Raw genomic sequence first — 20805 nt, 5'->3', positions numbered from 1 at the left:
GCCCCGTCACCGCCCCTCGGACGTGCGCCGCGCCTCGAACGAGGTGAGAAATCCGGAGGAGTTGAGGGAATGCGTCACCTTGGTCGTGTAGTAGGTGCCGCCGAACCGGCCGCCCACTCCGCCGATCCGCAGCGAGTCGCTCGGCACCAGATCCGGCAGCCCGGCCAACTGCCCCGCGCAGGTGACGAACTCGTAGGACCTGCCGCGCAGTACGCTCACCGCCAGCGCCCGGGCCTCCTGCTCGGAGCTGACCGGCCGGTCCACGATCACCTCTTCCCGGTCGCCCATCTCCTGCGCCGCCGCCGCGGGTCCGCTGCGCCCGGCGTCGCGCTCCGCCCGCAGGTCCGCCTGTGTGGCGACACCGACGATCGCCTGCTTGCGCCGGGGGTCCCAGCCGCGGACCGTCACCTTGGCGACCTGCCCCGACAGGGTCAGGGTCGGCCGGAACGAGATCAGGTTGGGCTCGGGACGCCCGGCCGGTGCCGGGGGCGGGCCCTCCTTCGCGCCTCGCGACCGGGTGCCGCCGGCCGGCACCGCGTACCAGAGGTCGAAGGTGTGCGGCTGCCGGGCCGTCGACCCCGCCCGGCCGTCGGCGGGGGAGACGAAGTACAGCTTCTCCACCCCGGTCCTGGGGCAGGGCGCCACGTAGCACTCCCGGTCGATGCGCTTGGCGCGTTTCAGCAGGAAGGTGATGTCGTCCTGGTTGTCCTGTGTCACCCGCGGATGCACCACGCCCTCCTTCTCGGCCACCAGCTCCAGCTGGTGGCGCTCCGCGATCTTCTGCGCGATCTGCCAGTCGGCGAGGTTCTCGAACGTCGTCACGTCCTCGGGCCGCGGCTTGCGCTCCTTCATCCGCGTCGTGCGGTCCTGGCCGGTGATCTGCAGGGTCGGCGGCCCCGACGAGGGGAAGTCCGGCTGGACCGTGGTGACCTGGCCCTTGGCCACCACCGGCGGCCGGCCCGGCGAGGTGTAGCCGAGCCGGATCTCCACCAGCTGGCCGGGGGCGAAGTGCTTCGGGTCGTCGAAGCGCAGCAGGCGGTTCAGCTCGTCCCAGTTGCTCAGCTCCAGGGAGAACGTCCCCGTCCGGTCCAGCTCGCGGACCACCTGGATGTCGAGCACACACTCGCGCATCCGACCGGCGATCTCGGAGCCGTCCAGGGCGACCTCGAAGCACGGGGCGTACGTGTCGGCCGGCAGGGGTGTCGCGGTCGCTGTCGACAGCGGTGCCATCGCCCCTCACCCCCGTTCCAGCGCGGGCACGACGAGCGCCGTGCCGGGGGTGAGCGCCCGTGGATCGGCCAGGGCGTTGGCGGCCGCCAGCTCCCGCCAGCGGCCGGAGTCCCGGTACACCGCGGCGGCGATGGAGGAGAGGGTGTCGCCGCGGCGTACCGTCCAGACCTTCCGCACGGTCGGGGAACTCTGCGCCGTGGTGAGCTGCTGCTCCTCGGCCGTCCTGAACTCCTTGATCGACAGCGACACTTTGGCCCGGGTCGGCGTACCGTCCCGGTCGAAGAGCACATAGGTGACGGAGAGGCTCTCCACGACACCGGTGAACGGCGGGTTGGCCCCCCAGGCGAAGGTCACCACCGGCGGTGCGTGCGTGCTGCTCTGACGGAGCGTCAGGCGCTGGAAGCCGTCGAGCCAGCGCCGCTGCACATCGCGGCGCCCGCGCACCGGTTCCTCGGCCGCGTCGACGAGCGCGTCCAGCTTGAGGGTGCGCGCGCCGCCCCGGACGAACTGCAGCGGCGGCGCGTCCAGCCCCGGGATGCCGATCTCGGCGAACGTCACCGCCTTGGAGACCGTGTACTCCGTCGGATTGACCGGCAGCGTCAGCAGCGGCTTCGTCGGTCCGGACACGGAACCGGGCGGGTGGACGGTCAGGGTCGCCAGCGTCGGAGCGGCGTCCCGTCCCGTGGGGAGGCCGGGCGGCGGAGCCATCAGGACCCCCCGAAGCAACCGGCCGCGGACCCGCCGGCGGAGTCCCGGCCCGGGCGGTCACCGGTCAGCGACGCCTCCCGGGCCAGCAGCCGTCCGCGGGCCACGACGTCGTTCTGCCGCTGCGACCACTCCCGGATGTGTTCCGCGAAGAGCCGGGCGAAGACCGCCGTGTCGTCCCCGCCGACCTCGAAGTCGACGGACAGATGATGGATCGTCAGCATTGTTCTCTCCCCGAACCGTTGGAGCACGCGAAGTCGTCATTTCGATCACGCGAACCCGTCGTCACGACGTGCGGCACGTCTCCCCGCGGTCGCGGTCGCGGCCGCTCATGTCAGCCCAGCTCCGGTACCGCCTGCTCCACCGACACCAGCCCCTCGTGTGCGATCTCCAGCTGCTCCACGGCCACTTCGCTGCGCTCCCCGTGCAGATCGGGGCCCGTCCACTTCGAGGCGAGGCCGTCGCGGAAGGCCCACACCGCGCCGGGCACGCCGGCCGCGTCCATCAGCAGCACCGCGCCGCTGCGGCGCGCGCCCAGCGGATTGCCGAGCCCCGCCCGGTACCAGGCCCACAGCCCCGAACCCCGGGCCACCCCGCGGTGCAGCACGATCCGGTTCCACGTGTGCCGTACCGGGAACTGCCGGACCCGGTCGTTGACCCCGCCCTCCGGATACGCCGTGACCTCCAGCTGCGCACCGAGCCCGGTGACCTGCTGGAAGGCGCCCTGCGCGGTGAGCGGCAGCAACGCGGCCTGCTCGGGCGGCAGATGGGCGGCGGCCGGGCCCAGCACCACCAGGAACCGGTACTTCGGCAGCGGCTCGGCGAAGAACTCCAGGGCCTGTTCGGTCATCCCTCCACCACCTCCAGCCGGTCCCGGCCCCCCAGCAGCAGCCGTACGGCGATGAATTCCATCGGAGCGGCCGGAGCCACCTCCACCTGGCAGACCAGCTGCCCGAGCGCCGCGAGCTCCGGCGGGTTGAGCCCCTCGTCGCAGCGCACCCGGAAGGCCTCCGCGGGCCGCTCCCCGGCCAGGGCGCCCGCCTCGAAGAGGCCGAGCAGCACCTCGGTCAGCCCCTGCACGAGCAGCAGCCGCAGACCGGGGGTGTCGGGTTCGAAGAGCAGCGGCTCGGCCACCGCGCGGGCGGCCCGCACCAGCCGGTGCACCAGCCTGCGGTGGGCGATGAACCAGCCGTCGCCCACGCCCCCGGCCCGCGACGGCGGCACCGCGGTCCGGCCGCCCCACACCAGCGGGCCCCGGCCGGGCGGGCAGCGCAGCAGATTGACGCCCGAGGTGTACACGGCCGCCTCCTCCTCGGCCCGCAGCACGTGCGCGAGGTCGACGACCTCCTCCAGCGAGGCATTGGCCGGAGTGGCGAACGCGCCCCGCTCGCGGTCGAGCCGCGCCGCCGTTCCGGCGACATGGCCGCAGGCGGGCACCGTACGCAGCGCGGGCGGCACGGTGGCCAGCGGATCGGGCACCCGCAGCGGCGGCCAGTGCACCGCGCAGGCCTGCAGCCCCGCCGTGTCGTGGCGTCCGCGCAGCGCGTCCATCCACGCGGTGGCCCGCCGCGTCGCCGCGACCGGGTCGGCGGCCTGGGCGCCCGTACGGGGCGGGTCGAGCAGGGCCAGCCGGTCGAGCGCCTGCGCGCATCCCTCGACCAGCAGATCGGCCAGCTCCTCCCGGTGCCGCTCGCCGATCCCGCAGCGGTCCAGGTCGGGCAGCGCCAGCAGGGCGGGTTCCGGCAGCTCCGTCATGGTCCGTACGGCGTCGGCGTAGGCGTCGGCGAGTGTGCCGCCGTCGTCGGGGCCGCCGGGAAGGGGGGTGCCGCCGGTGAGGGTGGCGGTGTGCGTTCCCGAGTGGGCCGCCGGGGCCATGGGCGGGGGGCCCTCGGGGACCAGCCGGACGAGCCGGGAGAGCGCGGCCACCGCGTCGGGGAGGTCGGCGGCCCGCAGCCAGCCGAACGACTCGGCGGACTCCCCGGGCGCGTCGATCCGCACCAGCAGCTGGGCTCCGCTTCCGGCCGGCCGGTGCCGGACCGTGACCCGGGTCCCGTCGGCCCAGCCGCCCGGGGAGGCGGCCTCGATCCGGCAGCCCGCCGCGGGCGCGAAGGGGGAGGGCGATCCGGCGGGCCAGGCGGCCGTGGCGGAGGCCGCCCCGGCCGGTTCCGTCCGCAGCACCCACAGCGCGGTACCGCCGTTGGCGAAGAAGCCGCGTACCGCGTACGGCAGGTCGAGTGCGGCGTCCAGGCCGCCGAAGACGGCGGTGTAGGCGGCCCAGTCCGTGACGCGCACGGGGGAGGCGGGCGGGCCGCGCCGGGTGCGTCCGGCGAAGCAGGCCACATCGGTGCGCAGCGGCTGGACGGGATCGGCCGCCGGGACCGCCGTCGCGGTCAGTCCGGGCAGCGACGCGGGGGCGGGCAGCGGCGGTTCGAGGGCGGATGCGGACACGGTGGTCTCCCGGTCACAGGGCGATTTCGAGCTCTTCGACGCAGAGTTCGAGCGTCTCCATCGCGATCTCGTTCTTGGTCGCGCCGAGCGAGGGGCCGGTGTACTTCACCGGCCAGCCGCGGTAGAAGTTCCAGCGCATGACCTCGCTGCGGTTCTCGTCGAGGAGGGTGATGGCCCCCTCGGCGCGCAGGGTCTGGCCGTTCATCGACAACTTGACCCAGTTCCAGAACTCCGGGTGCCCGGTGATGCCGCGCTTCAGGACCAGGTTGGACATCTTCGCGAGGCCCTGACGCTTGATCACATGCGGCTTCTTCGCGTTGCCGTCGCGGTACTCGATCGGCTGGATGTCCACGGTGAGCCCGGTGACCTCGGTGAAGGACGCCGTCACGTCATGGCCGTTGGGGGCGATGCCGACGACCTGCACGAGGAAGTTGTAGGCACCGTACGGATCGTCGCGCTGAACGGGTGGCACAGCCGTCCCCTCTCATTCGGTTCGGTACTGGTCAGGAGGTGGTCGACTCGCGGGTCGCCTGCTGGATCCGGACGATCACGAACTCGGCCGGGAAGACCGGGGCGACCCCGACCTCGCAGACCAGCCGGCCCTGGGCGAGGTCGTCCGGGGTCATCGTGGTCCGGTCGCAGACGACGTAGAACGCCTCCTCCGCGGTGGTCCCGGCCAGCGCGCCGCCGCGCCAGACCCCGGTCAGGAAGGCGCTGATGCTCTGTTTGACCGAGGCCCACAGCTGCTCGGCGTTGGGCTCGAAGACGACCCACTGCAGCCCTTCGTCGAGCGACTCCTCGATGAACAGGAACAGCCGCCGCACGCTGACGTACCGCCACCGGGTGTCGTCGGACAGGGTCCGCGCGCCCCACACCCGCTGGCCCAGGTTGGGGAAGGCCCGCAGCACGTTGATCCCGAAGGGGTTCAGGGTGTCCTGCTCGCGCTTGGTGACGTCGGCCGCGAGGCCCGCTCCGGGGACGATGCCGCGCAGCACGGTGTTGGCCGGGGCCTTGTGGACCCCGCGCCTGACGTCCGTGTCCGCGTAGACGCCGATCATGTGTCCCGACGGGGGCGCGTCCGCGGCGCCGCTGCCGGCCGGGTCCGGCACATGGAGCCAGGGGTAGTACAGGGCCGCCCGGTCGGTGGACAGCACGGCGCGGAAGTTCCGGATGGTTTCGAGGTCGGCCCTGGGATGCCCGTCGAACACGGCGAACCGGTCGCCGAGGATCTCGCAGTGCGTCTTGAGGCCGTCCAGGACGGTCGGCTCCCAGACACCGGGCACGGCGCAGATCGCGACCTCGTCGATGTCCTCGAGGGCCTGGATGCCCGTACGGTTCCCGCTGCCGCCGTCCACGCCGATGTAGTGGGCGGCGGTGAGGCCCGCGCCGTTGCTGTCGCCGTCGTGGAGATCCAGGGTGGCGAGCGGCCTGCTCGGATCGGTCCTGACGAGACGGCCGCTCAGGTACGGCACCGGATCGGCGTTGACGGTGAGGGTGAGCAGCGCGTCCGGGTCCGCGGCGACGGCCGTGGCCAGCGCGGCCGGATGGGGCGCGGGCGGACTGAGCGCCGGGGGGACCGTACGGGTCGCCCGTGGGACGCCGGGCGGCGCGTCGATGATCTCCAGCCGGAACCCGGCCAGAACGAGGGTGTCGCCGGCCTTGGCCGCCTTCGTGGGCGGCCGGTCCAGGGTGAGCGTGACCTCGGCCCCGGGCTGGGGGTCGTCCTTGACGGTGTGCAGACTGGGATTCCCCTCGGCGGGGACGAGGAGGACCGTGCTGCCCTTCTTGATCGCGCCCACGTCGGCGAGCGTCACGGTGGCCGGGGGATCGCCGACGGGAGCTGTCGTCGGTGCGACGACCGGGTACGTGGCGGTCCGGGCGAGCCTCAGTACGGCGTGCAGACCGTTGCCGCCCTCGCCCTTCTGCACCGCCGTGACCGTGAGGAGTGTCGTCGGCGACTGGGCCCCGTCGGTGAGGGTCCGGGAGGCCGCCGCGCTGCCCTGGTCCGGGGGCACGACCCGTTTGACGTACAGCCGTTGCCCGCCGTTGTCGAAGAACCCCTTCACCGCCAGGGGGAGCAGCCACCAGCGGATGCCGTTCCTGTCGGCCGCGTCGACCGCGGCCTTGTCCGGCTCCCGGAGAAAGCCGCCGAACAGCCGGTGGAACTCCAGCAGGCTGGTCACCAGCTTGGGTTTGCCCGAGTCGGGGCCCCGGGCGGTCAGCCCGACCATGCCGGCGGTGCTGGTGGCCACCCCGGTGATCGGCCGCGGGCCGGTGGAGATCTCCTCGACAAAGACGCCTGGGCTCAGGTATTCGGGCATCGGGGCTTCCTCCGCTACGGGATCTCGATGAGCTGCTCGGTGCCGCGGATGTCCTGCGCGGTCAGCTGGACGGACATCTCGGGGCCCCCGGCCCGGCCGGGCTCCGCGAGCGCCGTGACCGTGAACCACTCGGCCTCGGGCGTGGCGGGATCCGGCGGGGGCTGCCGCGGCTTGCTGCCGGCCCGCCGCAGCGGCAGCCGGAAGGCACCGTCCCGCGCCGTGGCCGCGTACTCCGTCCACGCGACGACCCGCGGCAGATGCTGCGCGTCCGCGCGGGCCCGGCCGGCGACCGCCGCTCCCGCCGCCGGATCCCCGCCCTGCCGCACCCGTCCGTGCAGCAGCCGGGTGCCGGGCGGGAACGGATAGGCGGGCAGCGGATACAGCCGTACCCGCGTCACCGGAGGTGTCGTGTACGCCGGGGCGTCGAACTCCACACCGTCCGGGTGTTCGGCATCCAGCAGATACGGCGAGACCAGCCGGATCCGCAGCCGCCGTACGGCACTGGGCGCGGGCGCCGGACGCGCGCTCGCCAGGGACGGCAGGACGATCGCGCCGCTCGGCGTCGTCACGACGGGCACATCGTCCTCGGCGGCCCAGTGTCCGCAGGCCAGCCGCCGTTCGACCAGGGCGGTGACCGGCAGGACGGGGGCGCGTCCGGTGAAGGCGTCCAGCGGGAGCAGACCGACCGGTCCCACCGCGATCCGCACGGTGTCCACCGCCGGGCCCCCGGCCGTCACGGGCGGGCTCCCGCACGCGGTCCGACACCGACGCCGCCACCGGTGACGGCGGACTGCGTGGTGATGTCCCGGGAGGCCAGATTGACCACCCGCACCTCGTAGTTGAGGGAGAGCCGGTACGGCTGCGAGATCGCCCACCACACCTTGGCCCGCTCGTCGAGCGACAGCGGGGCCAGCCGCAGCTTGAGCGACTCCCCGGCGTCGGCCACGCTGTTGCTCTGCGCGGCCGGCACCAGCAACGGGCCCTGCAGGATGGCGTCGTCGTACAGCGCCCGCATCGCCCGGCCGAGGATCCGCTGCTGGGCGTCCGGGGTGCCGCCGGTCGGGATGAGCAGATAGCGCAGCAGTAACGCCATGTCCGCCCGCCGCCGTTCCTGGCGGACGGCCCCGGTGGCCGGGTCCTCGACCACGGTGTGGCGGGGCGGGCGGTTGCGCGCGCTGGGGTCCTCGGCGACTTCGTACAGGAAGAGTTCGAGTCCGAGCTTTCCGCAGCCGCCGCCCTGCTGCTGCCCGACGAGTTCGACCAGATGCACCTTGGCGTGGGGGTCGGACTCGCCCACGGCGCCGGTGAGGACGTGCACCAGGATGTCCGACACATCGGCGATCACATCGGGACTGCCCACCGCGATCACCCCCTGTGCGTGCCCGGCGGCTCGTACGCCGCTGCGGCCGATCACCTGCGAGGCTAGGGCCGGGGGACACCCCGGCTCTTCCGGGAAATCCCTGGGTCCCTCCCTGGGCCTGCCGAGGCCGCGCCCCGGGGGCGGGCGGGCCGGTCGGCGTGGTGCGCCCCGGTCAGCCCTCGGTGACGTTCGCGGTGAGCAGGCGCAAAAGCCGCTTGGCCATGGCGTCCTGTTCGGGGGTCAGGCCCATGGCGTCGCCGATGGCGAGGGGGACGGTGTGTGCCCGTTCGCGCAGCCGGGCGCCCGCTTCGGTGAGGCGGATGGCGACGGAGCGTTCGTCCTCCGGGCGCCGCTCGCGACGGAGCAGACCGGCGGCCTCCAGGCGCTTGAGGAGCGGGGAGAGCGTGCTGGACTCCAGCTGGAGCGCGTTGCCCAGGTCGCGTACCGAGATCGAGTCCTGCTCCCACAGCACGAGCATGACCAGGTACTGCGGATAGGTCAGTCCCAGCTCGTCCAGCAGCGGCCGGTAGCGCGCGGTCACCGCACGGGAGGCGGCGTAGAGGGCGAAGCAGAGCTGGTCGTCCAGCAGCAGGGAACCCTCCTGCGGTGGTTCGGTTGTTGCTGCTGCGCTCACGGTGCAACTCCCGGGTGTCGATGGTTGGTGTCGATGCTTGGTGCTGGTGCTGGTTCTGGTGCCGATGTCGGTGCCATGTCGGTATCAGTGACTGTGCGGCGATTTCCAGCCTACCGTTCAAGTCCCCCCGACCCAATCGCACGCGGATTAGTAGCGCACGACTTAATCGCGCGCTACTCTCACCGTGTGTCGCCGCCCCTCGGCGAAGAGCGCCGGCGGGGTCTGTTCGCGGCACCCGATCCGAGGAGATCGCCATGACCGGCACCGCCGGCAACCGTCCTGTCCTGGAGCCTGCCGCCGCGGCCTTCGCCGAAGCGACCGCGAACCCGCCGTACCTGTTCGACCTCGCCCCGGCGGAGGGTCGCAAGGCGGTCGACGAGGTGCAGTCGGGTGACATAGCCAAGCCCGACGTCGACGAGGAATGGGTCACCGTGCCGGGCGGCCCGACGGGCAGCGTCCGGGCCCGTATCGTCAAGCCCGCCGGGGCCACCGGCACCCTGCCGGTGATCCTCTACATCCACGGCGCGGGCTGGGTGTTCGGCAACGCCCACACCCACGACCGCCTGGTACGCGAACTCGCCGTCGGCGCCGAAGCCGCGGTCGTCTTCCCCGAGTACGACCTCTCGCCCGAGGCCCGCTACCCCGTGGCCATCGAGCAGAACTACACGGTCGCCCAGTGGATCGTGCGGGAGGGTGCCACCAAGGATCTGGACGCCACCCGCATCGCCGTGGCCGGTGACTCCGTCGGCGGCAACATGACCGCCGCCCTCACCCTGATGGCCAAGGAGCGCGGCGATGTCCCGCTCGTCCAGCAGGTCCTCTTCTACCCGGTCACCGACGCCAACTTCGACACCGGCTCCTACCACCAGTTCGCCACCGGCTACTTCTTGCGCCGCGACGGCATGCAGTGGTTCTGGGACCAGTACACCACCGACGAGAACCAGCGCGCCGAGATCACCGCCTCCCCCCTGCGCGCCACCACCGAACAGCTCACCGGGCTGCCCCCGGCCCTCGTCATCACCGGCGAGGCCGACGTCCTGCGCGACGAGGGCGAGGCCTACGCCAACAAACTCCGCGAGGCCGGAGTACCCGTCACCGCCGTGCGCTACCAGGGCATCATCCACGACTTCGTGATGCTCAACGCCCTCGCCGACACCCAGGCCGCCCGTGCGGCGACCGGTCAGGCGATCAGTACGCTGCGCGCGGCTCTCGGCACCGCCTGATCCATCAGGGGGTCGGGAGCCCCTGACGTTCGCCGCCGTCCGCGACGAACAGACGCGAGAGCAGGCTCTCCAGAGTGGAGCGCTCGTCGTCGCTCAGCGAGTCGAGTGCCTGGTGGGTGGCGTGCATTCCGTCGCGGATGTCGGCCACGGTGGCCGCGCCGTCCTCCGACAGGGCGACGTTCTTGACCCGGCGGTCGGTGGGGCTGGGCTCGCGGTGGACGAGACCGCGGGCCTCCAGCCGGTCGATGATCCCGGTCATGTTCGAGGCGTCGCAGCGCAGCGTGCCGGCCAGGGCGCGCATCGGTGCGGGGCCCTGGCGCAGCACGTTGAGCGCCTTGGCCTGGCTGTAGGTGAGGCCGTGCGCGGCGGCGGCGCTGGTGAGATCCGCGTAGAGGCTGACCATCGACGCCCACAGGGTGTCGAGGAGCACGACGTTGGAGACAGCGAGGTGTCCGCCGTCGGGTGCTTCGGTGGAGCGGCTCGTTCCAGGTGTCGCGGACATGGGACCAGCGTAACCCGAAACTTGACTACCTCAACCTTCGATGCTTACCTCTATCGAGTTACTTGAGGACATCAACCTTCGAGGCTCTTCAGCTTTGCGGGCTTCAAGTTTCGCGGCTTCACCCTCCGTGACGCCCGCCGTTCCGACCTACGGTCCCGACCTACGGAAGAAAACCGTGACAACCACAGATCGCGTGGCACCCGGACGCCCCGCCGGCGACCTCTCGCTCGTCCTGGTCCTCGGCCTCGCGGCCATGATCGTCTCGATGATGCAGACCCTCGTCGTGCCGATCCTGAGCATCATCCAGAGCGACCTCGGCACCACCACCGCCAACGTCAGCTGGGTCACCACCGCGACCCTGCTGTCCGCCGCGGTGTTCACCCCGCTGCTCGGCCGGTTCGGCGACATGCACGGCAAGAAGCCCACGCTGATCGGGGTGCTGCTGCTGATGATCGCCGGTTCGGTGCTGGCGGCGACCACCACCTCGCTGCTGTGGCTGATCGTCGGCCGGGTGCTCCAGGGCGCGGCCACCGCGATCTTCCCGCTCGCCCTCTCGGTCCTGCGGGAGGAGATACCCCCGGCGAAGCTGCACGGCGCGATGGCGCTGGTGAGCGGCACGCTCGCGGTCGGCAGCGGATTCGCCCTGGTGGCGGCCGGACTGCTGACCCGCGGCTCGGACCCCGACTACCACCGGGTGTTCTGGCTCGCCGTGGTGCTCGCGGCCCTCGCCCTGGTCGGAGTCGTCCTGCGCGTGCCCTCCTCGAAGTCGACGACCGGCGGCCGCACGGACTGGCTCGGTGCGGGGACGCTCGCCGCGCTGCTCGTCCTGCTCCTGCTGCCGATCTCGCAGGGGCACGAGTGGGGCTGGTCCTCCGCCCGCACGATCGGCCTGTTCGTCGCCGCGGTCGTCATGGCGGCCGTCTGGGTCCTGGTCGAGCGCAAGGTCCGCGAGCCGATGGTGGACATGGGGATGTTCGCCCACCGCCCGGTGCTCTTCACGAACCTCGCCGGTCTGTTCCTCGGCTTCGCGATGTTCTCCCAGTTCATCGGCGTCGCCTATCTCGCGCAGATGCCGAAGGAGCTCACCGGCTACGGATTCGGCGCCTCGGTCCTGCGTGCCTCCGTCGAGTACCTGCTGCCGACCACGCTGGTCTCGCTGTTCGCCGCACAGTTCGGCGGGATCCTCGTCGGGCGGATCGGAGCGCGGTTCACCCTCACCGTGGGCGCGGTGTTCGGCGTCGCGGGCTTCGCCTGGCTGACCCTGGCGCACGACACCTCCGCGTCGATCATCCTCGCGGGCCTGCTGATCGGTGTCGCCATCAGCTTCGGCTACGCCGCCATGCCCGCGCTCATCGTGGCGAGCGTGCCGCACCACCAGACCGGCATCGCCAACGGCCTCAACTCCATCTCCCGCTCCGTCGGCAGCGCGATCGCCAGCGCGGTGATCACCTCGCTGCTGGCGTCCAAGACCATCCAGCACCTGCCGGCCGGCGCGCCCGCGCTGCCCGCCGAGAGTCAGTTCACGCTGAGCTTCGCGATCGCCGGGGTCGCGTTCGTGCTGATCGTGGCCGTGGCCCTGGTCGGCCTGACCAGGGGCGCGACCCAGGAGTACACGTTCGAGAAGAAGGGGGCCGAGACCGCCGCCGAAGCCGCCCTGGAGACGACGGGCGTCAAGGCCTGACATTTCGGGCACGGAGTGACGGTTTCGGGCCGTCGGCGCGGTGACCCCCTTGCCCCTGGAAACCGATCGGTTTACTCTTCTCGCAGAAGGAGACCGATCGGTTTCCTCATTGCTTCGGGAGTTCTCATGACATCCATCGAAGGCAAGGTCGCCCTGGTCACCGGCGGCAGCCGCGGCATCGGCCGGGCACTGGTGCAGGCCCTGTACGAGCGCGGCGCGACGAAGGTGTACGCCACCGCACGCGACCCGCGGACCGTCACACACCCCGACGCCGTGCCGCTGGCCCTGGAAGTGAGCGACCCCGCGTCCGTCGCCGCGGCCGCCGAGCGGGCGCAGGACGTCACCGTTCTGATCAACAACGCGGGCGCGTCCGTGAACGCGAACTTCCTCGACTCGCCCATCGAGGACGTCCGCCGCGAGTTCGAGACGAACTTCTACGGTCCGCTCCTCGTCACGCGCGCCTTCGTCCCGATCATCGAGCGCAACGGCGGCGGCCACATCCTCAACGTCCACTCGGTGCTGTCCTGGGTGGGTGTCCTCGGCTCGTACAGCGCGTCCAAGGCCGCCCTCTGGTCGCAGACCAACTCCCTGCGGCTCGACCTCAAGCCCCGCGGCATCGAGGTCACCGGACTCCATGTCGGTTACGTCGACACGGACATGGCCGCGAAGGTCGACGCGCCGAAGTCCTCGCCCGGGGCCGTCGCGGCACAGGCCCTCGACGGCATCGAGTCCGGAGCCTACGAGGTACTGGCCGACGACCTCAGCCGGCAGGTCAAGGCCCGGCTGTCCGAGGACCTGGGCGTGATGTACCCGCAGCTGGTCGCGTAGGTCGCGTAGGTCGTGTGGGCCGCGTCGGTCGCATAGGTCACGCAGGGCACTTGGGGCACATAGGCCGCGTAGATCGTGCAGGAGGCATCGACTCCGCGCCTCGGCGGTCACACCGGCAGCAGGCGGCCGATCAGCTCGCTGAGCTGGCGTACGTTGCGGCACTCGTGCATCTCGACGAGTTCGGCGTAGTCGGGCGCCGCCGAGTCGCCCGTGCCCCACTGGGACCGCTGCTCGGGGTTCAACCAGTAGACACGGCGGGCCCGTTCGGAGAACCGCCGTACGGCCGGCAGATTCGGGTCGCTCATGTTCGTACGGGCGTCGCCGAGGACGAACACGGTCGTGCGCGGCCCCACCGCGTCGACGTACCGCTCGGCGAACTCGCCGAACGCGACGCCGTAGTCGCTGCTGCCGTGCCAGCCCGTCAGCGTCGCCTCCGACCGGATGCGGGCGCCCAGCCCCGCCGGGTCGGCCGTGCCGTGCGCCAACAGTCCGGTCACCTCGTCGATCCGGTTGACGAAGGCGAACACCCGCACCTTGCTGAACTGGTCGTGCAGCGCCTGCACCAACAGCATGGTGAAGTCCGAGAACCCCGCCACCGAGCCCGACACATCGCACAGCAGCACCAGTTCGGGCCGGACGGGGCGGCGCCTGCGCAGTACCGGCCGCATCGGCACCCCGCCCGTCGACAGCGAACCGCGCAGGGTCCGCCGCAGGTCGATGGTGCCGCGGGCGGCCCGGCGGCGGCGCGCGGCGAGCCGGGTGGCCAGCTTGCGCGCGAGCGGCTGCACCGCCCTGCGCAGCTCGGCGAGCCGGTCCCGCCCGGCGAACAGGAAGTCCACCCGGTCGGCGGTCGGCGCCACCGCCCGCCGGGCGATCTCGTCCCGGCCGCGCCGCTCGGCGACCCGCCGCCGCGCCTCCGTGGCCACCAGCGCGCGGAACGCCTCGATGCGCCGCCGGATCTCGTCCTCCAGCAGCCGGTCGGCGAACCCCGCCCCGCCCGCCTGGGCGCGGACGCTGTCGCGGACCCGCGCCAGCAGCGTCTGCGGGCGGAGCCGGTCCAGTGTCTGGTACGACGACCAGCCGTCCGACCCGGGCGAGGAGCCGTAGCCCCCGAAACCATCCACCGCCTCGATCGCCAACCGCTCCAGCAGAGCCCGTTCGCCCGCGGCGAGCGCCGCCGCGAGCCGCTCGCGGAACTCGTCCCGGTCGGCGGCGGGTGCGCCGGTGTCCGGCGCGGAGGATTCCGGCGCCCCGACGAGCCGCGGAAAGTACATGTCGAAGACCGGGTCGAACACCCGCCGCTGACCCGTGCCGTGCAGCAGCGTGGCGGCCAGGCCCTCGCGCAGCAGTTCCCGGTCCGCGAGGCCGAGTGCCGCCACCGCACGCGCGGCGTCCACGGTCTCGCCGGTGCCGATCCGCACACCGTGCGAGCGCAGCGCGCCGACCAGCCCGGTCAGCCGCTCGGCAACACCCGTCGGCGCGCTCACACGGCGTCCAGGTCCAGCTTGGCGGCCGCCTTGAGGACGTCGTCCTGGTGCTTGAGGAGTACGCCGAGACTGTCGCGTACGACGGTCTCGTCGAGGGTGTCGGCCCCGAGTGCGAGCAGCGTGCGCGCCCAGTCGATGGTCTCGGCGACCGACGGGACCTTCCGCAGGTCCATCTCGCGCAGCGCACCCACCACCCGTACCACGGACTCCGCCAGCGCCTCGTCGAGGTCCGGCACCTTCAGCCGTACGATGCGCCGCTCCAACTCCTCCTCCGGGAAGCCGATGTGCAGGAAGAGACAGCGGCGGCGCAGCGCCTCGGACAGCTCGCGGCTCGCGTTCGAGGTGAGGACCACGAAGGGGCGGCTGGTCGCGGTGATCGTGCCGAGCTCCGGGACGGTGACCTGGAAGTCGCTGAGCACTTCGAGCAACAGCCCCTCCACCTCGACGTCGGCCTTGTCGGTCTCGTCGATCAGCAGCACCTTGGGGTCGTCTCCGCGGATGGCGGTCAACAGGGGGCGCGGCAGTAGGAATTCCTCGCTGAAGATGTCCGTGCGCGCCTCGTCCCACGTCTCGTCGCGGCCCGCGCTGATGCGCAGCAGCTGCTTGGCGTGGTTCCACTCGTACAGCGCCCGGGACTCGTCGACGCCCTCGTAGCACTGCAGGCGGACCAGGCGTGCCCCGGCGACCTGGGCGACGGCCTTGGCGAGTTCGGTCTTGCCGACCCCGGCGGGGCCCTCCACCAGGAGCGGCTTGCCGAGACGGTCGGCCAGGAAGACCGTGGTGGCGACCGCGGGCGAGGCCAGATAGCCGGTCTCGGCGAGGCGCGCGGAGACATCGTCGACGGATGTGAACAGCAACGGGGCCTCCAGCGCGGCGCGGCGGGGTGGGACTCACTGTCCGACCGTGACTATCCAAGCGCTTGTTCAGTGGCTGTGTCACGTGTGATTGCGCCCACGCGGCACAGGTATACCGATCGGTTTCCCTCTCGTGTCCGGCGCGGTAACCTGCCTGTATGACCACTACGGACAAGGTGTCCACGAGGGACCGGCTGCTGGACGCGGCGGCCGATCTCTTCTACCGCGAGGGCGTTTCCGTCGGCATCGAGGCGCTGTGCCGGTCGGCCGGGGTCTCGAAGCGGTCGATGTACCAGCTCTTCGAGAGCAAGGACCATGTCCTCGCGGCGAGCCTGGAACGGCGGATTCCGGGGTACGAGGAGCAGCTCGCGCCCGATCCCGGGGTGGCCGGGACACCGCGTGAGCGCATCCTGGGCGTGTTCGAGCGGCTGGAGCAGGCGTCCACGCTGCCCGAGTACCGCGGCTGCCCGTTCCTCGCCGTGCTCGTCGAGATCAAGAACCCCGAACACCCCGCGTCGGTGGTCGCGGGCGCCGCCAAGGAGCGTCTGCGAGAGGTGTTTTGCGCGCAGGCCGAGCTCGGCGGCGCGCGTGACCCGCACCTTGTCGCCCGGCAGCTGATGCTGGTCTTCGACGGGGCGAGCGCCCGGGCCGGCGCCGGGATCGAGACGCTGGACGGGCTGACGACAGCCACGGTGACGGCGCTGCTGGACGCCGCGGACGTCAAGTAGGCACGTGATCGCGCAGCTCCCCGCGCCTCTGAAGTACTCCCCACGCCCCTGAAGTGCGCCGCGCGTCCTTCGGGGGCTATTGATATCTCCAGTGATATCTCCAGCGCCTCAATAACCTGTAATCGGGTATTTGGTATTTCACGGCCGTCGCCGAGACACGTCATTTCGGACGCGGAAGGGGTGCTCCGGATCGGCCTGACGGGATCCGCCTCGTACCGACAACTGCCCACGCCGGCACAGCTGGTGAAGCGGGAGATGCCGCAAGTGATGCTGACGCCGACCGTACGGCGAGGACGCCGCGGCCTGCCGGGCGCTGCGGGCGGCCCTCGGCCCGGACGTCGAGCTCTACATCGACGGCAACCGCGGCTGGACGCCGTCCGACGCGGCGCGCGCCCTGCGCGAGATGGCCGACCTCAACCTGACCTTCGCCGAGGAGCTCTGCCCCGCCGATGGTCGGGCGCCGGGAGCGGTGCCGGGGAACGGCTGGCGCAGCCTGCGCACGGCGTGACCCATGAAGGCGGCGTTCGCGAGGGCGGCGACGGCGATCCCCGCGAGGTAGAGGACGGTGAACAGTCCGGTGTGGGTGCCGGAGAGCGAGCCGTCGGGCAGGAGGGTGTAGAGCAGGCTCAGCGGGGCGGTCAGCAGCCAGGGCACCACGGCGGCCATGGAGGCGTCGGGGTGGTCGACGAAGAACGTGTCGAATACGACTACTCATCCGATGTGACTGATCCACCTAGGCGGTGGGCGGGTGGTGCGGCTGCGGCCCGTACTGGCGGGGCACCCGCGCCGGAGCCGGGACCGTGCTCAGCCGACGTGCGGCGGGGGCCGGCAGAGACCGCTGGACCGGCACCGCCTCCGGCCAGGACAGCGCGATGGACCCCCAGGTCAGGCCGCCGCCGAAGGCGGTGAGCAGGCTGCGCTCGCCAGGGCCGACGAGGCCGCGTGCGGCGGTGTCGGCGAGGGCCAGCGGGATGGACGCGGCGGCGGTGTTGCCGACCTCGGCGATGTTCCCGAAACGGTGCTCGGTGCCGATGCCGAGCCGGTCGCCCACGGAGTCGAGGATGCGCTGGTTGGCCTGGTGACCTACGAAGGCCCGCACCGACCGCGGCGGCCAGCCGGCCCGTTCCAGCACGAGGCGGGACGAGGCCGTCATCCGGTGCACCGCGTGCCGGTAGACCGTACGGCCCTGCATCCGGAAGTACCGTTGGGAGCGCGGCAGTTCACCATCGGCGCGCGGACGCCGGGAGCCGCCCGCGGCCACCGTGATCAAGTCGCCGCCGGAGCCGTCGCTGCCCAGGTCGACGGCGTGCAGCGCGCCCGGATCCGTCGTCCGGCCCGCGCGCAGTACGACCGCCCCGGCTCCGTCGCCGAAGATCACGGCGGTGTCCCGGTCCAGCGGGTCGACGATCGACGTGTACACCTCGGCGCCGATCACGAGCGGACGGGCGCACGTCCCGGACGCCATGAGGGATCTCGCGACCGTGACCGCGTACACGAACCCCGAGCACACCGCCGACACGTCCATCGCCGGCACCTCGCCGAGCCCGAGGCGATGCGCCACCTCGGGCGCGGTCGCCGGGCAGGGACGGTCCGGGGTCGTCGTCGCCAGCAGGACGAAGTCGGCGCCGTGCCCCGCGGAGGCCAGCGCGGCCCGTCCGGCGGCCACCGCGAGATCCCCGGTGCTGGTGCCGGGCTCGACGATCCGGCGCCGTGCGATACCGGTACGGGAACGGATCCAGTCGTCCGAAGTCTCCAGACGGGCCGTCAGGTCCTCATTGCTGACGACACGCTCCGGCAGACATGTGCCGATCCCACAGACAACAGCAGCTGACATCACCATCACCTCTCCCCGCGTCAGCTGCCGGAACAGCAGCATGGTGCATACCTAACCGGTTGTGGATCAACGGGGACAAGTGCGCTCGGGGGGCGTGCACTTGAGTGAAGAAGCACTCGGCCCTCGCGCCGCGCATCCGAGGGACGAAATGCGGAATGCCCCGCTCCGGGCGCCCTCCGAACGCCGCGTCCGCCCGCGGGCCAGGTGTTTGGCCGGCCGGCACCGCCAAGGCGCTGACCGGCCGTCCGGCCGACGGCCGTTGTCAGTGGGGCGGACCATACTCGTTGCCAGGGGGCCGTCCGGGCTCCGCCGACGGAAGGGACCGACATGGCTGAGGTGCTGCTGTTCCATCACGTGCACGGGCTGACACCGGGTGTCCATGCGTTCGCCGAGACGCTCAGGGGCGCGGGACACACCGTTCACGTCCCGGATCTGTACGAGGGGCGGGTCTTCGAGGGCCATGAGGACGGCGTCGCCCACGCCCAGCGGATCGGGTTCGACGTCATCGTCCGGCGCGGGCGGGCCGCCGCCGCGGAGCTGCCCACCGGACTCGTCTACGCCGGGTTCTCCCTCGGTGTCCTGCCGGCGCAGTCCCTCGCCCAGACCCGGGCCGGTGCGAAGGGCGCGCTGCTGTTCCACTCCTGCGTCCCGACCGCGGAGTTCGGCGACGGCTGGCCGGGGGAGGTCCCGGTCCAGATCCACGCCATGGAGGCGGACGAGTTCTTCGTCGACGAGGGTGATCTCGACGCGGCCCGCGCCCTGGTCGAGGCGGCCCCCGACGCCGCCGAGCTCTTCCTCTATCCGGGCAAGCAGCACCTGTTCGCCGACAACAGCCTGCCCTCGTACGACGAGCACGCCGCCACCCTGTTCACCCAGCGGGTGCTCGGCTTCCTCGACGGCATCGTTTAGTGGCGGCGTTACAGATGTAACAGACATGATGGATATGGCGGACATTACGCGTATTGCGGGCATTGCGGGGCTCCCGGGCAGGGTGTGGCCGGCCCCCCCAGGGGCGTCCGATACTCGGGGCATGGACGGAAAACGACAGCTGGGCGAGTTCCTGCGGGCGCGCCGCTCGCAACTGCGGCCCGAGGACCTCGGCGTGGTGACGTACGGCGAAGCCCGTCGCGTACCGGGGCTGCGGCGCGAGGAACTGGCCCGGCTGGCCGGGGTCAGCGAGTCGTACTACGCGCGGCTCGAACAGGGGCAGTCCCAGGCTTCCCCCGACGTCCTGGAGGCGATCGCACAGGCCCTGCGGTTGAGCGAGGCCGAACGCCGGCACCTGCGGGAGCTGTCCGCCGGCACCCGGCACCGCACTCCCACGCGCCGACCGGCACCGGAACGGGTTTCACCGGCGCTCGCACAACTCCTGGCCGCGCTCGGGGAGCTGCCGGCGGTCGTGCTCGGCCGGTACAGCGACGTACTGGCCTGGAACCGCGCCGGGCATGCGCTGTACGCCGGGCACCTCGACCCGGACGGCCCGGACCGGCCGGGCGAACGGCCGAACATGTCCCGCATGGTGTTCCTCGACGCCCACACCCGCGATCTGTACGCGGACTGGCCGGCCAAGGCCAGAGCCACGGTGGGCGCCCTGCGCCTGGCGTCCGGGCAGTACCCCGACGACCCGGCGCTCGCCTCGCTCGTCGGTGAACTGACCGTCAAGAGCGCCGAGTTCGCGTCGATGTGGGCCGACCACCGGGTCAAGACCAGCGATGTCGCGGTCTACGGGATGCGGCATCCGCTGGTCGGCGCCATGGACGTCACCCAGCAGACCCTGCACACCGAACCGGGACAGCACGTCGTCCTCGCGACCACCGAGGCCGACTCGCCGTCCCGGGCCGCCATGACTCTCCTCCCGCACAGCAGTTCCGCCGCCCCACGCGCACGTGACTTCGTGCGCCCGAAAGCCGATCAGAAAGACATCTGAAGAACACATGGGAAAGAACCCGACCGCACTCGCCCGCGCGATCACGGCTGCCGGAATGACCGCTGTCGCCGCGCTCACCACCCTCACGGCGACCTCCGCGGCGGCCGCCACCGGGCCGCTCGCGGAGCCCCGTATCGCCGCGCACTTCGACCTGGCGCGGGGGCAGATGCCGGAGAACATCGCGCTGGAGCCGGACGGCACGGCCGACGTCACCTTCGCGGCCGCCCGCCAGGTGGCCGCCGTCAGTACGACGGGGGCGACACGCGTCCTGGCCACCCTGCCGGCACCGGCCGACGGCGGTGTGCACACCCCGGTGCTCGGCTTCGCCCTGACCACCGGCATCGTCCGAGCCCATGACGGGACGCTGTACTTCCTCTACGCCACCGGCACTTCGGACCTGACCGGCCTGTGGCGGCTGCGCCCGGGCGGCACCCCGCAGCGCATAGCCGCCCTTCCCGCCGACGGCCTGCCCAACGGGCTGGTGCTGGACGAACGCCACGGCAGGCTCTACATCGCCGACTCCGTACTGGGCAGGATCTTCACCGTGCCGACCAAGGGATCCTCCACTGGTTCCACCACCGGGACCACCGGAGGTGAACCGACCACCTGGTCCGCCGCCCCCGAGCTCGCCGCGACCGGCTTCCTCGGCGTCAACGGTCTGAAGATCCACGACAACGCGCTGTGGGCGACCAATCTCGACCAGGGCACCGTGCTGCGCATCCCGTTCGGCCCCGGCGGCCGGCCCGGCCCCGTCCGGATCCGGGCCACGGGCCTCGCCGGGATCGACGACTTCGCCTTCACCGGCCGCGGTGACGAGATCCTGGCCGCGCTCAACGGCCCCAACACCGTCGTGCGCATCCAGCGCGACGGCACCTCCTCGACCGTGCTCACCGCCGTCGACGGCCTGCAGAACCCGACCTCCCTCGCGCTGCGCCACGGCACCCTCTACGTACTGAGCGCCGCCTACAGCACAGCCGCCGACCCCAACCTCCTGCTCGCCCCCGCGTCGATCGAGGGGAGCTCCCGGTAGGCCATCGGCGCCC

Annotated in this window: 22 protein-coding genes and 1 pseudogene; 8 read left to right on the top strand and 15 right to left on the bottom strand. The window is 72.0% G+C overall.

Annotated features, from left to right (window positions below):
- Window positions 1-6 precede the first annotated feature (6 nt).
- From RV986_RS09265 to RV986_RS09220, 10 genes are all read right to left on the bottom strand, one after another.
- The gene (locus tag RV986_RS09265; protein WP_475916929.1) at window positions 7-1230 is read right to left on the bottom strand and encodes a phage late control D family protein; all 1224 of its coding nucleotides are present in this window, start codon (window positions 1228-1230) and stop codon (window positions 7-9) included.
- Between the two features lie 6 nt (window positions 1231-1236).
- Window positions 1237-1938 carry a CIS tube protein gene (locus RV986_RS09260; RefSeq protein ID WP_475916928.1) on the bottom strand — a complete coding sequence of 234 codons (702 nt, stop codon included), beginning with the start codon at window positions 1936-1938 and terminating at the stop codon, window positions 1237-1239.
- Complete coding sequence (locus tag RV986_RS09255) at window positions 1938-2159, bottom strand: putative phage tail protein (RefSeq protein ID WP_475916927.1); 222 nt, start codon at window positions 2157-2159, stop codon at window positions 1938-1940. Before RV986_RS09255 ends, RV986_RS09260 begins: the two co-directional genes overlap by 1 nt.
- Before the next feature lie 110 nt (window positions 2160-2269).
- Window positions 2270-2785 carry a phage tail protein gene (locus RV986_RS09250; RefSeq protein ID WP_475916926.1) on the bottom strand — a complete coding sequence of 172 codons (516 nt, stop codon included), beginning with the start codon at window positions 2783-2785 and terminating at the stop codon, window positions 2270-2272.
- Window positions 2782-4383 carry a phage tail sheath subtilisin-like domain-containing protein gene (locus RV986_RS09245; protein ID WP_475916925.1) on the bottom strand — a complete coding sequence of 534 codons (1602 nt, stop codon included), beginning with the start codon at window positions 4381-4383 and terminating at the stop codon, window positions 2782-2784. The genes RV986_RS09250 and RV986_RS09245 overlap by 4 nt, the downstream gene beginning before the upstream one ends.
- 13 nt (window positions 4384-4396) lie before the next feature.
- Complete coding sequence (locus tag RV986_RS09240; protein WP_475916924.1) at window positions 4397-4855, bottom strand: phage tail protein; 459 nt, start codon at window positions 4853-4855, stop codon at window positions 4397-4399.
- 31 nt (window positions 4856-4886) lie between these two features.
- Window positions 4887-6704: a phage tail sheath family protein gene (locus RV986_RS09235; RefSeq protein WP_475916923.1), complete on the bottom strand. Its 1818-nt coding sequence runs from the start codon at window positions 6702-6704 to the stop codon at window positions 4887-4889.
- Between the two features lie 14 nt (window positions 6705-6718).
- The gene (locus RV986_RS09230) at window positions 6719-7441 is read right to left on the bottom strand and encodes a hypothetical protein (protein ID WP_475916922.1); all 723 of its coding nucleotides are present in this window, start codon (window positions 7439-7441) and stop codon (window positions 6719-6721) included.
- The gene (locus tag RV986_RS09225; RefSeq protein WP_475916921.1) at window positions 7438-8118 is read right to left on the bottom strand and encodes a Pvc16 family protein; all 681 of its coding nucleotides are present in this window, start codon (window positions 8116-8118) and stop codon (window positions 7438-7440) included. The genes RV986_RS09230 and RV986_RS09225 overlap by 4 nt, the downstream gene beginning before the upstream one ends.
- Before the next feature lie 118 nt (window positions 8119-8236).
- Complete coding sequence (locus RV986_RS09220; protein WP_475916920.1) at window positions 8237-8698, bottom strand: MarR family winged helix-turn-helix transcriptional regulator; 462 nt, start codon at window positions 8696-8698, stop codon at window positions 8237-8239.
- Between the two features lie 254 nt (window positions 8699-8952).
- Between RV986_RS09220 and RV986_RS09215 the strand changes: the two genes are divergently transcribed.
- Window positions 8953-9921 carry an alpha/beta hydrolase gene (locus tag RV986_RS09215; RefSeq protein ID WP_475916919.1) on the top strand — a complete coding sequence of 323 codons (969 nt, stop codon included), beginning with the start codon at window positions 8953-8955 and terminating at the stop codon, window positions 9919-9921.
- Between the two features lie 4 nt (window positions 9922-9925).
- Here the strand turns inward: RV986_RS09215 and RV986_RS09210 are convergent, their stop codons facing one another.
- A complete protein-coding gene (locus RV986_RS09210; protein WP_475916918.1) occupies window positions 9926-10423 on the bottom strand; it encodes a MarR family winged helix-turn-helix transcriptional regulator in 498 nt (165 codons plus the stop codon).
- Window positions 10424-10598: 175 nt separating this feature from the next.
- Here RV986_RS09210 and RV986_RS09205 point away from each other — a divergent pair, with 175 nt between their 5' ends.
- Window positions 10599-12104 (top strand): MFS transporter, encoded by a 1506-nt coding sequence (locus tag RV986_RS09205; protein ID WP_475916917.1) that lies wholly within the window; start codon window positions 10599-10601, stop codon window positions 12102-12104.
- Window positions 12105-12230: 126 nt separating this feature from the next.
- A complete protein-coding gene (locus RV986_RS09200) occupies window positions 12231-12932 on the top strand; it encodes an SDR family oxidoreductase (protein WP_475916916.1) in 702 nt (233 codons plus the stop codon).
- Window positions 12933-13039: 107 nt separating this feature from the next.
- Here the strand turns inward: RV986_RS09200 and RV986_RS09195 are convergent, their stop codons facing one another.
- Complete coding sequence (locus RV986_RS09195) at window positions 13040-14419, bottom strand: VWA domain-containing protein (protein WP_475916915.1); 1380 nt, start codon at window positions 14417-14419, stop codon at window positions 13040-13042.
- Window positions 14416-15273: an AAA family ATPase gene (locus RV986_RS09190; RefSeq protein WP_475924229.1), complete on the bottom strand. Its 858-nt coding sequence runs from the start codon at window positions 15271-15273 to the stop codon at window positions 14416-14418. The genes RV986_RS09195 and RV986_RS09190 overlap by 4 nt, the downstream gene beginning before the upstream one ends.
- A gap of 158 nt (window positions 15274-15431) precedes the next feature.
- Here RV986_RS09190 and RV986_RS09185 point away from each other — a divergent pair, with 158 nt between their 5' ends.
- Both RV986_RS09185 and RV986_RS09180 read left to right on the top strand, forming a co-directional pair.
- A complete protein-coding gene (locus RV986_RS09185) occupies window positions 15432-16001 on the top strand; it encodes a TetR/AcrR family transcriptional regulator (protein ID WP_475916914.1) in 570 nt (189 codons plus the stop codon).
- A gap of 313 nt (window positions 16002-16314) precedes the next feature.
- Entirely contained in the window at window positions 16315-16509 is a 195-nt protein-coding gene (locus RV986_RS09180) for an enolase C-terminal domain-like protein (protein ID WP_475924228.1), read from the top strand.
- On the opposite strand, the pseudogene RV986_RS09175 reads toward RV986_RS09180, so the two are convergent.
- A pseudogene (locus RV986_RS09175) lies at window positions 16497-16700 on the bottom strand (SCO4225 family membrane protein); the annotation flags it as partial. The gene RV986_RS09180 and the pseudogene RV986_RS09175 overlap by 13 nt on opposite strands.
- 34 nt (window positions 16701-16734) lie before the next feature.
- The gene (locus RV986_RS09170) at window positions 16735-17835 is read right to left on the bottom strand and encodes a beta-ketoacyl-ACP synthase III (RefSeq protein ID WP_475916913.1); all 1101 of its coding nucleotides are present in this window, start codon (window positions 17833-17835) and stop codon (window positions 16735-16737) included.
- A gap of 327 nt (window positions 17836-18162) precedes the next feature.
- Between RV986_RS09170 and RV986_RS09165 the strand changes: the two genes are divergently transcribed.
- The 3 genes from RV986_RS09165 (at window position 18163) to RV986_RS09155 (ending at window position 20792) form a co-directional block, all read left to right on the top strand.
- Complete coding sequence (locus RV986_RS09165; protein ID WP_475916912.1) at window positions 18163-18744, top strand: dienelactone hydrolase family protein; 582 nt, start codon at window positions 18163-18165, stop codon at window positions 18742-18744.
- A gap of 121 nt (window positions 18745-18865) precedes the next feature.
- Complete coding sequence (locus RV986_RS09160; RefSeq protein WP_475916911.1) at window positions 18866-19762, top strand: helix-turn-helix domain-containing protein; 897 nt, start codon at window positions 18866-18868, stop codon at window positions 19760-19762.
- Between the two features lie 7 nt (window positions 19763-19769).
- Window positions 19770-20792 carry an NHL repeat-containing protein gene (locus RV986_RS09155; RefSeq protein ID WP_475916910.1) on the top strand — a complete coding sequence of 341 codons (1023 nt, stop codon included), beginning with the start codon at window positions 19770-19772 and terminating at the stop codon, window positions 20790-20792.
- Window positions 20793-20805 lie beyond the last annotated feature (13 nt).

The organism is Streptomyces sp. RLA012 (assembly GCF_056270325.1).
Note: the sequence above shows the minus strand (reverse complement) of the source record. Positions and strands in the feature narration are given on the sequence as shown.